6 protein-coding genes and 6 pseudogenes are annotated in these 13,198 nt (G+C 64.3%); all 12 read left to right on the top strand.

Annotation, left to right across the window (positions count from 1 at the left end; all coding sequences use genetic code 11):
* Positions 1-160 (top strand): annotated as a pseudogene (locus G3436_RS06360) (NAD(P)H-hydrate dehydratase); the annotation flags it as partial.
* Positions 161-186: 26 nt separating this feature from the next.
* Positions 187-617: pseudogene (gene tsaE / locus G3436_RS06355) on the top strand (tRNA (adenosine(37)-N6)-threonylcarbamoyltransferase complex ATPase subunit type 1 TsaE).
* A gap of 3 nt (positions 618-620) precedes the next feature.
* Positions 621-2,044, top strand: a pseudogene (locus G3436_RS06350) (N-acetylmuramoyl-L-alanine amidase).
* On the top strand, positions 2,041-3,936 hold the full coding sequence (gene mutL / locus G3436_RS06345) for a DNA mismatch repair endonuclease MutL (protein WP_163942585.1): 1,896 nt from the start codon (positions 2,041-2,043) through the stop codon (positions 3,934-3,936). Before G3436_RS06350 ends, mutL begins: the two are co-directional and overlap by 4 nt.
* A gap of 35 nt (positions 3,937-3,971) precedes the next feature.
* Positions 3,972-4,913: a tRNA (adenosine(37)-N6)-dimethylallyltransferase MiaA gene (gene miaA, locus G3436_RS06340; RefSeq protein ID WP_243667034.1), complete on the top strand. Its 942-nt coding sequence runs from the start codon at positions 3,972-3,974 to the stop codon at positions 4,911-4,913.
* A gap of 92 nt (positions 4,914-5,005) precedes the next feature.
* Positions 5,006-5,266: an RNA chaperone Hfq gene (gene hfq / locus G3436_RS06335; RefSeq protein ID WP_043863535.1), complete on the top strand. Its 261-nt coding sequence runs from the start codon at positions 5,006-5,008 to the stop codon at positions 5,264-5,266.
* A 12-nt stretch (positions 5,267-5,278) separates the two neighbouring features.
* A complete protein-coding gene (gene hflX, locus G3436_RS06330; protein ID WP_163942579.1) occupies positions 5,279-6,610 on the top strand; it encodes a ribosome rescue GTPase HflX in 1,332 nt (443 codons plus the stop codon).
* Positions 6,611-6,676: 66 nt separating this feature from the next.
* A pseudogene (hflK, locus tag G3436_RS06325) lies at positions 6,677-7,844 on the top strand (FtsH protease activity modulator HflK).
* On the top strand, positions 7,844-8,713 hold the full coding sequence (hflC, locus tag G3436_RS06320) for a protease modulator HflC (RefSeq protein ID WP_163942576.1): 870 nt from the start codon (positions 7,844-7,846) through the stop codon (positions 8,711-8,713). Before hflK ends, hflC begins: the two are co-directional and overlap by 1 nt.
* 277 nt (positions 8,714-8,990) lie before the next feature.
* A complete protein-coding gene (locus tag G3436_RS06315; RefSeq protein ID WP_163942573.1) occupies positions 8,991-10,178 on the top strand; it encodes an ATP phosphoribosyltransferase regulatory subunit in 1,188 nt (395 codons plus the stop codon).
* A 54-nt stretch (positions 10,179-10,232) separates the two neighbouring features.
* Positions 10,233-11,520, top strand: a pseudogene (locus G3436_RS06310) (adenylosuccinate synthase).
* A 211-nt stretch (positions 11,521-11,731) separates the two neighbouring features.
* Positions 11,732-13,198, top strand: a pseudogene (locus tag G3436_RS06305) (methyl-accepting chemotaxis protein); the annotation flags it as partial.

The following is a 13,198-nucleotide window of genomic DNA, read 5'->3' as shown; positions in this document are numbered from 1 at the left end:
GGCCCAGGGCATGCCGGCCTGGAACGCTGCCTGCCTGGGCGTGTGGTTGCACGCCTGCGCCGGTGAGCGCCTGGGTGTGCACGGCCGCGGCCTGGCGGCCAGTGACCTGGTGCCGGCGATTCGACAAGTATTGGAGGAGCATTCAGCGTGTCAGGTGTAACCCTGTTTCTGGCCGACGAGGCGGCGATGGTCGCCTTCGGCACCCGTATCGCCAGTGTGACCCAAGGTCACGGCGTGATCTTCCTCGAGGGCGACCTCGGGGCCGGCAAGACTACCTTGTCGCGGGGCATCATCGTGGCCTGGGGCACACCGGGGCGGTGAAAAGTCCTACTTTTACCGTGGTCGAGCCCTACGAGATCGGCGAGATTTGGGCCTTCCATTTCGACCTGTATCGCCTCGTCGATCCAGAAGAGCTGGAGTACCTGGGCATTCGCGACTACTTCGAGGGTGACGCCTTGTGCCTGTTCGAATGGCCCGAGAAAGGGGCGGGCATTTTGCCAAAGCCCGACCTGACCATTACCATAAGCCCCCAGGCGGGCGGTCGTTCGCTGAACCTGTCGCCGCAGGGCTCCCGCGGCGAAGCCTGGTGTGCCGCTCTGGCCTTGGAATTCAATTAGAAAATGGGGATAGGTATGCGCTTTCGCGCACTGGTTGGCGTTGTAGGACTGTTGATGATGGCAGTCACGGTGGACGCCTTCGCGATCACGCAAGTCAAGAGTGTCCGTTTATGGCGTGCGCCGGACAACACGCGCCTGGTGTTCGACCTCTCGGGCCCCGTGCAGCACAGTGTGTTCACCCTGTCGGCCCCCGACCGCCTGGTGATCGACATCAACGGCGCGACCCTGGCTGCGCCGTTGAACGTGTCCACGTCCAACACCCCGATCACCAGCGTGCGCTCGGCGCAGCGCACGCCTACCGACCTGCGTGTGGTCATCGACCTGAAAAAGTCGGTCAGCCCCAAGAGTTTCACCCTGGCGCCCAATGCCCAGTACGGCAACCGCCTGGTGGTCGACCTGTTCGACCAGGAAGCCGACGCCACGCCGCCGCCCCCGACCCCATCGGTAGCAACCACCCCGGCCGTGCCGGTGACCCCCGCGCAGCCGGCGATCAAGCTGACGCCGGTGCCCAACGGCAAGCGTGACATCGTGATTGCCATCGATGCCGGCCACGGCGGTGAAGACCCGGGCGCTTCGGGCTCGCGTGGCCAGCATGAAAAAGACATCGTGCTGGCCATCGCCAAGGAACTGCAGCGCCAGATCAACAGCGAAAAAGGCTTCCGTGCCGAGCTGACGCGTACCGGCGACTATTTCATCCCGTTGCGCAAACGCACCGAGATCGCCCGCAAGAAGGGCGCCGACCTGTTCATCTCGATCCACGCCGACGCGGCGCCGTCCAAGGCCGCCTTCGGCGCCTCGGTGTTCGCCCTGTCGGACGCGGGGCCACTTCCGAGACCGCGCGCTGGCTGGCCGACAGTGAAAACCGCTCCGACCTGATCGGCGGTGCCGGCAACGTCAGCCTCGATGACAAGGACCGCATGCTGGCCGGGGTGTTGCTCGACCTGTCGATGACCGCCTCGCTCAGCTCCAGCCTCAACGTTGGCCAGAAGGTGCTGGGCAACATCGGCCGGGTCACGCCGCTGCACAAGCGCCGCGTCGAACAGGCCGGCTTCATGGTGCTCAAGTCGCCGGATATCCCGTCGATCCTGGTGGAAACCGGGTTCATTTCCAACGCCAATGAAGCGTCCAAGCTGGCCACGGCCAGCCACCAGCAGTCGCTGGCGCGCTCGATTCACAGCGGCGTGCGGCAGTTCTTCCAGCAAAATCCGCCGCCGGGTACCTACATCGCGTTCCTGCGTGACAGCGGCAAGATTGCCCAGGGCCCGCGCGAGCACACCGTGCGCCCGGGCGAGACCCTGGCCATGATCGCCGTGCGCTACCAGGTCAGCGTGGCGAGCCTGCGCAGCACCAACGGCCTGAAGACCGATGAGCTGAAAGTCGGCCAGAACCTTGATGTGCCGGCCACCACGCTGGCTGGCCAGCCATGAGCAGCAGCGCCCGTATCGAGCTGCTCAGCCCGCGCCTGGCCAACCAGATCGCCGCCGGCGAGGTGGTCGAGCGCCCGGCCTCGGTGATCAAGGAACTGCTGGAAAACAGCCTCGACTCCGGTGCCCGGCGCATCGACGTCGAGGTCGAGCAGGGCGGCGTCAAGCTGCTGCGGGTGCGCGACGATGGCAGCGGCATCACCGCCGACGACCTGCCACTGTCGCTGGCCCGTCACGCCACCAGCAAGATCCGCGACCTCGAAGACCTCGAACGGGTGATGAGCCTGGGCTTTCGCGGGGAGGCGCTGGCCTCGATCAGCTCGGTGGCGCGCCTGACCCTGACCTCGCGCACCCGCGATGCCGACCAGGCCTGGCAGGTGGAAACCGAGGGCCGCGACATGGCGCCACGGGTGCAGCCCGCCGCGCACCCGGTGGGTACCTCGGTCGAAGTGCGCGACCTGTTCTTCAATACCCCGGCGCGGCGCAAATTCCTCAAGACCGAGAAAACCGAATTCGACCACCTGCAGGAAGTGATCCGGCGCCTGGCGCTGGCGCGTTTCGACGTGGCCTTCCACCTGCGCCATAACGGCAAGAGCATCCTCAGCCTGCACGAGGCCCACGACGATACTGCCCGCGCCCGCCGCGTGGCGTCGATCTGCGGCCCGGGCTTTCTCGAGCAGGCGCTGCCGATCGAGGTGGAACGCAATGGCCTGCACCTGTGGGGCTGGGTTGGCTTGCCGACCTTTTCGCGCAGCCAGGCCGACCTGCAGTACTTTTTCGTCAACGGCCGTGCGGTGCGCGACAAACTGGTCGCGCATGCGGTGCGCCAGGCCTATCGTGACGTGCTGTTCAATGGCCGGCACCCGACCTTTGTGCTGTTCCTGGAGGTCGACCCCACTGGCGTCGACGTGAATGTGCACCCTACCAAGCACGAAGTGCGCTTTCGCGATGGGCGCATGGTGCATGACTTTCTGTATGGCACCCTGCACCGGGCGCTGGCCGATGTGCGCCCGCAGGATCACCAGGCCGCCCCGGCTGGCGCGCCAGAGCAGGAGCGCCCCAGCGGTCTGCAGGCCGGCGAGTTCGGCCCGCAGGGCGAGATGCGCCTGGCTGCCAACCTGCTCGAACAGCCCCAGGCGCAGCCGGCGCTGCAGCCTGCCGGCAGCGGTGCGGGCGCCGGCTATCAGTACCAGTACACGCCGCGCCCGGCTCAGGCATTGCCCGCAGCCGAAGCCCAGGGCGTGTACCGCGAGTTTTTCGCTCCGTTGCCCGGCAGCGAGCCGAGTAGCCTGCCTCAGGGGCAGGGCGATATCCCGCCGCTGGGCTATGCGCTGGCGCAGCTCAAGGGCATCTATATCCTCGCCGAAAACGCCCAGGGCCTGGTGTTGGTGGACATGCACGCGGCCCACGAACGCATCATGTACGAACGCCTCAAGGTGGCGATGGCCAGCGAAGGCCTGAGCGGCCAGCCGCTGCTGGTGCCCGAGTCCCTGGCCCTGAGCCAGCGCGAGGCCGACTGCGCCGAAGAGCACGCCGCGTGGTTCCAGCGCCTGGGCTTCGAGCTGCAGCGCCTGGGCCCGGAAAGCCTGGCGATCCGGCAGATCCCGGCGCTGCTCAAGCAGGCCGAGGCCAACCGCCTGGTACAGGACGTGCTGGCCGACCTGATGGAATACGGCACCAGCGACCGCATCCAGGCGCACCTGAACGAACTGCTCGGCACCATGGCCTGCCACGGCGCAATTCGCGCCAACCGGCGCCTGGCGCTGGCGGAAATGAACGGCCTGCTGCGCGACATGGAAAACACCGAGCGCAGTGGTCAATGCAACCATGGCCGACCGACCTGGACCCAGATGGGCCTGGACGATCTGGACAAACTGTTCCTGCGCGGTCGCTGATATGGCAGTTCGCAATCCCCCCCGCCATCTTCCTGATGGGCCCTACCGCCGCCGGCAAGACCGACCTGGCCATCGAATTGACCAAGGTGCTGCCGTGCGAGCTGATCAGCGTCGACTCGGCGCTGGTCTATCGCGGCATGGACATCGGTACCGCCAAGCCTTGCAAAGAACTGCTGGCGGCCCACCCGCACCGGCTGATCGACATTCTCGACCCGGCGCAAAGCTATTCGGCCGCCGATTTTCGCCGCGATGCCCTGCAGGCCATGGCCGAGATCACCGCGCGCGGCAATATCCCGCTGCTGGTGGGCGGCACCATGCTGTATTTCAAGGCGTTGCTCGAAGGCCTGGCCGATATGCCGGCCGCCGACGCGCAGGTGCGTGCCGAGCTTGAGGCCGAGGCGGCCCGCCTGGGTTGGCATGCGCTGCACGCACAGTTGGCCGAGGTCGACCCGGAGTCGGCAGCGCGCATTCACCCCAATGATCCGCAGCGCCTGGTACGGGCGCTGGAGGTGTACCGGGTCAGTGGCATGACGATGACGTCACATCGCCAGCGTCAATTGGCGCAAAGTAGCGTCGCAGGCGCTTCGGGCCAGGAACAATTGCCCTATACTGTCGCCAGCCTGGCAATCGCCCCGCAGGACCGGCAGGTGCTGCACACGCGAATTGCGCTACGATTTGAGCAAATGCTGGAACAGGGCTTCGTTGACGAGGTCCGATCGCTGCGTGCCAGAAGTGACTTGCATGCAGGGCTACCGTCTATACGGGCAGTCGGTTATCGCCAGGTCTGGGATCACCTTGATGGCAAGTTGAGTGCGGTTGAAATGCAGGAGCGCGGCATCATTGCCACCCGCCAGTTGGCAAAGCGGCAGTTTACCTGGTTGCGCAGTTGGGCCGATCTGCACTGGTTGGACAGCCTGGCTTGCGACAATCTGCCGCGCACCTTGAAATACCTGGGAACGGTCTCCATATTGGGCTGAGTCCCTGCAATTGCCGTCTACGCTTGGGTGGGGCGGCCAAAGCCATCAGATTTCTTGATTTTTTATTATTGATCCTTACAGGAGTGCGGCATATGTCAAAAGGGCATTCGCTACAAGACCCTTACTTGAATACTTTGAGAAAAGAGAAGGTCGGCGTTTCGATCTATCTGGTCAACGGCATCAAACTGCAAGGCACGATCGAGTCGTTCGACCAGTTCGTGATCCTGCTGAAGAACACCGTCAGCCAGATGGTCTACAAGCACGCGATCTCGACAGTGGTGCCGGTTCGTCCGATCCGCCTGCCAAGCGCAGCCGATGCCGAACAAGGCGACGCTGAGCCAGGTAACGCCTGATAGGAGTCTGCTTTGTTCTTTGAGCGCCACGGTGGTGGTGAGCGGGCGATCCTCGTTCACTTGGAAGGTCAGAGCCCTGAGGCGCGCGAAGACCCGCAGGAGTTCCGCGAGCTGGCCCTGTCGGCCGGTGCCGACATTGTCGCGTTCGCCAATGTGGCGCGACACCAGCCAACCGCCAAGTTCCTGATTGGTAGCGGCAAGGTCGAGGAGTTTCGCGACCTGGTCAAAGCCGAACAGGCCGATTTGGTCATTTTCAATCACACCCTCACGCCCAGTCAGGAACGTAACCTCGAACGCATTTTCGAGTGTCGCGTGCTTGACCGCACGGGTCTGATTCTCGATATCTTCGCCCAGCGCGCGCGGACCCACGAAGGCAAGCTGCAGGTCGAACTGGCCCAGCTCGAGCACATGAGCACACGCCTGGTGCGTGGCTGGACTCACCTTGAGCGGCAGAAGGGCGGTATCGGCCTGCGTGGCCCGGGTGAAACCCAGCTTGAAACCGACCGGCGCCTGCTGCGGGTACGCCTGCGTCAGATCAAGGGCCGCCTGGAAAAGGTGCGCAGCCAGCGCGAACAGGCACGGCGTGGGCGCAAGCGCGCGGATATCCCGTCGGTATCGCTGGTGGGCTACACCAACGCCGGCAAGTCCACCCTGTTCAATGCCCTGACCCAGTCCGAGGTCTACGCGGCCGACCAGCTGTTCGCCACCCTCGACCCGACCTTGCGCCGGCTCGAGCTGGATGACGTCGGGCCGATCGTGCTGGCCGACACCGTGGGCTTCATTCGTCACCTGCCGCACAAGCTGGTCGAGGCATTTCGGGCTACGCTCGAAGAGTCGAGCAACTCCGACCTGCTGCTGCACGTGATCGACGCCCATGAGCCGGACCGCATGGAGCAGATCGAGCAGGTGATGGCGGTGCTGGGCGAGATCGGTGCCGAAGGCTTGCCGATCCTCGAGGTGTATAACAAACTCGACCTGCTCGAAGGGGTCGAGCCGCAGATTCAGCGCGATGCCGATGGCAAGCCGCAACGGGTCTGGGTCTCGGCCCGTGACGGGCGTGGCCTGGAGCTGGTGGGGCAGGCCGTCGCCGAACTGCTGGGGGATGATCTTTTCATCGCTACCTTGCGCCTGGAACAGCGTTTCGCACGGTTGCGGGCGTTGTTCTTCGACCTGGGGGCGGTGCAGAGCGAGGCACATGACGAAGACGGCAACACCTTGCTGGCGGTACGTTTGTCCCGGGTCGAATTCAATCGCCTGGTGAGCCGCGAGGGGATGAAGCCGCTGGAGTTCATCGAGCAACACACTTTGCAATACAAGCCTGACCTCGCGGTCGGGCAGCCGTGACAGGCATTCTGTAGCATTGGACGGCGCGCCGTGGGCGCGTCTTTGCTTTATCAGATGGAGAGCGCTATGGCTTGGAATGAGCCGGGTGGCAACTCGAACAATCAGGATCCTTGGGGTGGGCGCCGTGGTGGCGGCGACAAGAAGGGTCCACCGGATCTCGACGAGGCCTTCCGCAAGCTGCAGGATAGCCTGAACGGCATGTTCGGCAGTGGCAAGAAACGGGGCGGCGACAGCGGCTCGGGCAAGGGTGCCGGCTTGGGTCTGCTGGGTATCGGCCTGGCCGTGCTGGCGGCTATCTGGCTGTACAGCGCCGTGTATGTGGTCGACGAGCAAGAGCAGGCGGTTGTGCTGCGCTTCGGCAAATACTACGAAACCGTAGGGCCGGGCCTGAACATCTATTTCCCGCCGATCGATCGCAAGTACATGGAAAACGTCACCCGCGAGCGTGCTTATACCAAGCAGGGGCAGATGCTGACCGAAGACGAGAACATCGTCGAAGTGCCGCTGACCGTGCAGTACAAGATCACCAACCTGCAGGATTTCGTGCTCAACGTCGATCAGCCTGAAGTCAGCCTGCAGCACGCGACCGACAGTGCCCTGCGCCATGTGGTGGGGTCCACCGCGATGGACAAGGTGCTGACCGAAGGCCGTGAGCAGATGGCGGTGGAAATCAAGGAACGTCTGCAACGCTTCCTCGACACCTACCGTACCGGTATCACCGTGACCCAGGTCAACGTGCAGAGCGCGGCAGCCCCGCGTGAAGTGCAGGAAGCCTTCGATGACGTGATCCGTGCCCGTGAAGACGAGCAGCGTGCGCGCAACCAGGCCGAGTCCTACGCCAATGGCGTGGTGCCGGAAGCCCGTGGTCAGGCGCAGCGCATCATCGAGGATGCCAACGGCTACCGTGATGAAGTGGTCTCGCGTGCCAAGGGTGAGGCCGACCGCTTCACCAAGCTGGTCGCCGAGTACCGCAAGGCCCCTGAGGTGACCCGTCAGCGTCTGTACCTGGACACCATGCAGGAAGTCTACAGCAACACCAGCAAGGTCCTGGTATCGGGCAAGGACGGTCAGAGCAACCTGCTCTACCTGCCGCTGGACAAGATGATCGACAGCCGCCGCAGTGGCAGCGCCCCCGGTCACCAGCGCCACGCCGTCGGCCAATGACGCGGCCAACCGTGCCGCCGCAGACCTGCAACAGCAACAGCGCGAGACGCGCTCCAGGGAGAGCCGCTGATGAGCAATAAATCCCTGATCGGCGTGATCGTCGCCGTGGTGCTGGCGATCGTCGCCTGGAACAGCTTCTACATCGTGGCCCAGACCGAACGTGCCGTGCTGCTGCAATTCGGCCGTGTGGTACAGGCCGATGTACAGCCTGGCCTGCATGTGAAAGTGCCGTACGTGAACCAGGTGCGCAAGTTTGACGCACGGCTGATGACCCTCGACGCCCCGACCCAGCGGTTCCTGACCCTGGAGAAGAAAGCGGTGATGGTCGATGCCTACGCCAAATGGCGCGTGCAGGACGCCGAGCGCTTCTATACCGCTACCTCGGGTATGAAGCAGATCGCCGACGAACGCCTGTCGCGTCGTCTGGAAAGCGGCCTGCGCGACCAGTTCGGCAAGCGCACCCTGCACGAAGTCGTGTCGGGCGAGCGTGACGCGCTGATGGCTGATATCACCGCCTCGCTGAACCGCATGGCCAGCAAGGAACTGGGTATTGAAGTGGTCGACGTTCGCGTCAAGGCCATCGACCTGCCCAAGGAAGTCAACCGCAGCGTGTTCGAACGCATGAGCACCGAGCGTGAGCGTGAAGCTCGCGAGCACCGCGCCAAGGGTAACGAGCTGGCTGAAGGCATCCGTGCCGACGCCGATCGTCAACGCCGCGTGTTGCTGGCCGAAGCCTATCGCGAGTCGGAAGAAACCCGTGGTGATGGCGATGCCCAGGCAGCCTCCATCTATGCCAAGGCCTACGGCCAGGACCAGGACTTCTATGCGTTCTATCGCAGCCTGAAGGCCTACCGCGAAAGCTTCGCCGACAAGAGCGACGTCTTGGTACTGGACCCGAGCAGCGAGTTCTTCCGCTTCATGGGCAAGACCAAACCGTAAGCATGCACACCCCGCCCGGCGGCTAAAACGTCGGGCGGGGTGCCCCCGCGAGAAAACGGGTGTATGATGCGGCAGCCGGGAAATTCCCGGCTTTTTTGCGTCTGCGAGATCGATTGGCCAGCCGTTGGCCCGAGCCCGTGGCGTATTTCAGGATTTGCGAGGGTATTGGCACTGCGGTTTCGCTGGAATCAGCGCTGCCCGCCATTGTCTGCCGATACCTGCTTCACTCAAGGCTCGCCCGTGGGCAGGCCGCCCGGACCATAGGGGAAATGGCGTAATGGCAACGGTAGACCGCTGGCTGCTGCCAGATGGCATCGAAGAAGTACTGCCACCTGAGGCGGCGCGCATCGAAATCGCGCGTCGTCAGGTGTTGGACCTGTTCCAGAGCTGGGGTTACGAGTTTGTCGTGACCCCGCATATCGAGTACCTGGAATCGCTGCTCACCGGTGCCGGCCAGGACCTGGACCTGCGTACCTTCAAGGTAATCGACCCGCAGTCTGGGCGGCAGATGGGCTTTCGGGCCGACATCACGCCACAGGTCGCGCGTATCGATGCGCATACCCTGCGCCGTGAAGGGCCCAGCCGCCTGTGCTACGCCGGCAGCGTGCTGCACGCGCAGCCGCGTGCCCTGTCCACCTCGCGCAGCCCGATCCAGTTGGGTGCCGAGCTGTACGGCGATGCCAGCCCGGTCAGCGACGTCGAGGTGATCAGCCTGATGCTGGGCATGTTGCAGCTGGCCGATGTGCCGGACGTGCACATGGACCTCGGCCATGTCGGCATCTACCGCGGCCTGGCGCGTGCCGCCGGGTTGTCCGGTGCGGTCGAGCAGCAGCTGTTCGATGCCCTGCAACGCAAGGCCATCGACGAAGTGATTGCACTCACCGCCGACCTGCCGGCGGACCTCGCCGGCATGTTGCGCGCGCTCACCGAGCTGTGCGGCGGGCGTGAAGTGCTGGAAGCGGCACGTGTGCGCCTGGGCCGTGCGCCTGCGGCCGTGCTGGCAGCCCTGGATGACCTGCTGTCGATTGCCGAACGGCTGTCGGCGCGCTACCCCGAGCTGCCGTTGTATTTCGACCTGGGCGAACTGCGTGGCTACCACTACCACACCGGTGTGGTGTTTGCCGCGTTCGTGCCGGGTGTCGGCCAGTCGATCGCCCAGGGCGGTCGCTACGACGACATCGGAGCAGACTTTGGCCGGGCCCGCCCGGCCACCGGTTTCTCCACGGATTTGAAGACCCTGGTCACACTGGGGCGAGCCGAGGTGGTGTTGCCGTCTGGCGGGATCTGGATGCCCGACAGCACCGACGCAGCACTTTGGCAGTTGGTCTGCCAATTGCGCAGTGAGGGTCAGCGGGTGGTCCAGGCCTTGCCTGGGCAGCCGCAGGCCGCCGCCGTCGAGGCGGATTGCGATCGGCAATTGATTCAGCAAAACGGGCTTTGGCAGGTTCTGCCGCTGGCCATTTGAGATTCCCCGCCGGTACGAGCCGGCGCCAAGTTTGCGCGAATGAGGACAAGTGTAATGGGTAAGAATGTCGTAGTCCTGGGCACCCAATGGGGTGATGAGGGCAAAGGCAAGATCGTTGATCTGCTGACCGAACATGCTGCCGCCGTAGTGCGCTACCAAGGTGGCCACAACGCGGGCCACACCCTGGTGATCGACGGTGAGAAGACCGTCCTGCACCTGATCCCGTCGGGCGTGCTGCGCGAAGGCGTGCAGTGCCTGATCGGCAACGGCGTGGTGGTTGCACCCGACGCCCTGCTGCGCGAGATCACCAAGCTGGAAGAGAAGGGCGTACCGGTGCGCGAGCGCCTGCGCATCAGCCCGTCCTGCCCGCTGATCCTGTCCTTCCACGTGGCCCTGGACCAGGCCCGTGAAAAGGCCCGTGGCGAGCTGAAGATCGGCACCACCGGTCGCGGCATCGGCCCGGCCTACGAAGACAAGGTTGCACGCCGTGGCCTGCGTGTGGGCGACCTGCTCAACATGCCGCGCTTCGAGCACAAGCTGCGTGAACTGGTGGATTACCACAACTTCATGCTGGTCGGTTACTACAAAGAGCCGGCCATCGAGTTTGAAAAGACCCTGGCCGAGTGCAAGGAATACGCTGAGCTGCTCAAGCCGCTGATGCTGGATGTCACTGCCGAGCTGCACGAGCTGCGTCGCGCCGGCAAAGACATCATGTTCGAAGGTGCCCAGGGCTCGTTGCTCGACATCGACCACGGTACCTACCCGTACGTGACCAGCTCCAACACCACCGCCGGTGGCGTTGCGACCGGTTCGGGTGTCGGCCCGATGTTCCTGGACTACATCCTGGGCATCACCAAGGCCTACACACCCGCGTAGGTTCGGCCCGTTCCCGACCGAATTGTTCGACGATGTCGGTGCGCACCTGGCCAAGCAAGGTCACGAGTTTGGCGCCACCACCGGCCGTGCACGTCGTTGCGGCTGGTTCGACGCCGTGATCCTGCGTCGTGCCATCGATGTGAACAGCATTTCGGGTATCTGCCTGACCAAGCTGGACGTGCTCGACGGCCTGCAAACCATCAACATCTGTGTCGGCTACACCGACGCCGAAGGCAAGGCGGTAGCACCGACCGACGCTGACAGCTACGTGGGCCTGCAGCCTGTGTACGAAGAAGTGCCAGGCTGGAGCGAGTCGACCGTGGGTGCCAAGACCCTGGAAGAACTGCCGGCCAACGCGCGTGCCTACATCAAGCGTGTTGAAGAGCTGATCGGCGCGCCGATCGACATCATCTCCACCGGCCCGGATCGCAACGAGACCATCGTGCTGCGTCATCCGTTTGCCTGATTCGCTGTAGGCAGTTGAAAACGCCGCTGTCCCTTTGGGGCAGCGGCGTTTTTTTTTGGCCCCTTCGCTGGCTTGCCAGTGAAAGGGCGAAAAAGGTCACCCTTGGCTATGCATTTGTCCAGTATGCCTGCTGCCCGGCACGACCTTTGCTGTAAGAATCGTCCTATAGGTGCCATCACTATAATGGCCCCGCGATGTGGAGGGTTCTTTTGTGTCGGCCGTACTCTCATTGTTACGAAGCCGCCTGTTGCGGCCTGTGTTTGTTGCCTTGGGTATCGCTCTTTTGGTGCAGGTGCTGGTCGCGGTCGCGCTGACTCGGAGCACGGTGACCGCACTGGAAGCCGATCTGGGTGAGCGACTGGGCGCTGACAGCCAAAAACTGTCAGCTGAGCTGGAGCAGGCCGGGCGCGAGCTCAGTTCGGGCCTGGACAGCCTCTCGGCAAGCACCCGTGAACGCCTGAGTGCCGGCCTTTCGGCGCGGCTCGAAGAAGAGCAGGCGCAGTTGCGCGCCAGCCTGCAGAAAAACCTCAAGGAGTCGGCCAACGACATGGCCGAGCTGCTGGCCTCCGTTGCCCCACGCGCCATGTGGGACAACGATGTACCGGCACTGTCGGAGTTTTCGCGGCGTGCCCAGCGCAATCCCAACGTGCTGTTCGTGGTCTACGACGACGCCCAGGGCGAGCACCTGACCCGTTACCTGAACCGGCAGAACCCGATCAACCAGGCCCTGCTGGAAAAAGGCCAGGGCGAGCGTGCGCTGGACCGGGTGCTGGATGCGGCGCGCAACGACCCGGCGGTGTACATCATCGAGGCGCCGATCAACCCCAATGGCGCTGAGATCGGCAAGGTCGTGATGGGCGTTTCCACGGCTGCTGTGGAGCATGAGCTCAAGGCCCTGGACGGGCGTTTCTCGGCATTGATCGCCAGTGGTGGGCAATTGGTCGGCGACAGCCTGGTGGGTGCGGCGGCGGACAGCAACAAGGCCTTGAGCGCCGCTTGCAGGCGGCCCAGGCCAGTGCGGCAAGCATGCAGGCCAACAGCTCGCAGACGGTGCAGGACGCGGCCGCAACCCTGCGCTGGAACATCGGCCTGGGCCTGGCGCTGGTCGGCCTGGGGGTATTGCTGGTGGTGGCCGTGGTGCTCGGGCGTCGCGTGCTGAGCAAGCTGCGCCTGCTGATTGCTGCACTCAATGACCTGGCGGCCGGTGAAAGCGACCTGACCAAGCGTGTGCAGATCGACAGCCGTGACGAAATCGGCGACATGGCCGCGGCGGTCAACCAGTTCGTCGACAAGCTGCAACCAATCGTGCGTGAGGCCGGTGAAGTAGCGCAGCGCACCGGCGTCGAGATCGGCACCATGGCGCAGCACAATGCCGGTGCCGATGCGGCGGCGGCCTCACAGCGTGATGAAGTGGCCGAGAGCCTGCGCGCGCTGTCGAGCATGGCCGACGAGGCCCAGGCCGAGAGTCACGCCATGCAGGCCGCCTTGCAGCAGGTGGTGGACATTCGCCAGGCCACCGATGAAAACAGTCGCACCTCGGCGCAGGTGTCCAAGCTGATCGAGGCGCTGGCGGGACAGGTGGGAGCCGGGGCCAAGGTGATCGAGCGGCTGGCCGAGCAGAGCCAGCAGATCGAGGTGGTGCTGGAGGTGATCCACGGGATTGCCGAGCAGACCAACC

Origin of the sequence: Pseudomonas brassicae (assembly GCF_010671725.1) — a bacterium.
GTDB classification, from domain to species: domain Bacteria; phylum Pseudomonadota; class Gammaproteobacteria; order Pseudomonadales; family Pseudomonadaceae; genus Aquipseudomonas; species Aquipseudomonas brassicae.
This window is presented reverse-complemented; position numbering and strand designations above follow the sequence as displayed.

Bases quoted from the DNA above. Each gene is read 5' to 3' on its own strand.
- mutL (WP_163942585.1), top strand. From the start codon at position 2,041: ATGAGCAGCAGCGCCCGTATCGAGCTGCTCAGCCCGCGCCTGGCCAAC.
- miaA (WP_243667034.1), top strand. From the start codon at position 3,972: ATGGGCCCTACCGCCGCCGGCAAGACCGACCTGGCCATCGAATTGACC.
- hfq (WP_043863535.1), top strand. From the start codon at position 5,006: ATGTCAAAAGGGCATTCGCTACAAGACCCTTACTTGAATACTTTGAGA.
- hflC (WP_163942576.1), top strand. From the start codon at position 7,844: ATGAGCAATAAATCCCTGATCGGCGTGATCGTCGCCGTGGTGCTGGCG.
- G3436_RS06315 (WP_163942573.1), top strand. From the start codon at position 8,991: ATGGCAACGGTAGACCGCTGGCTGCTGCCAGATGGCATCGAAGAAGTA.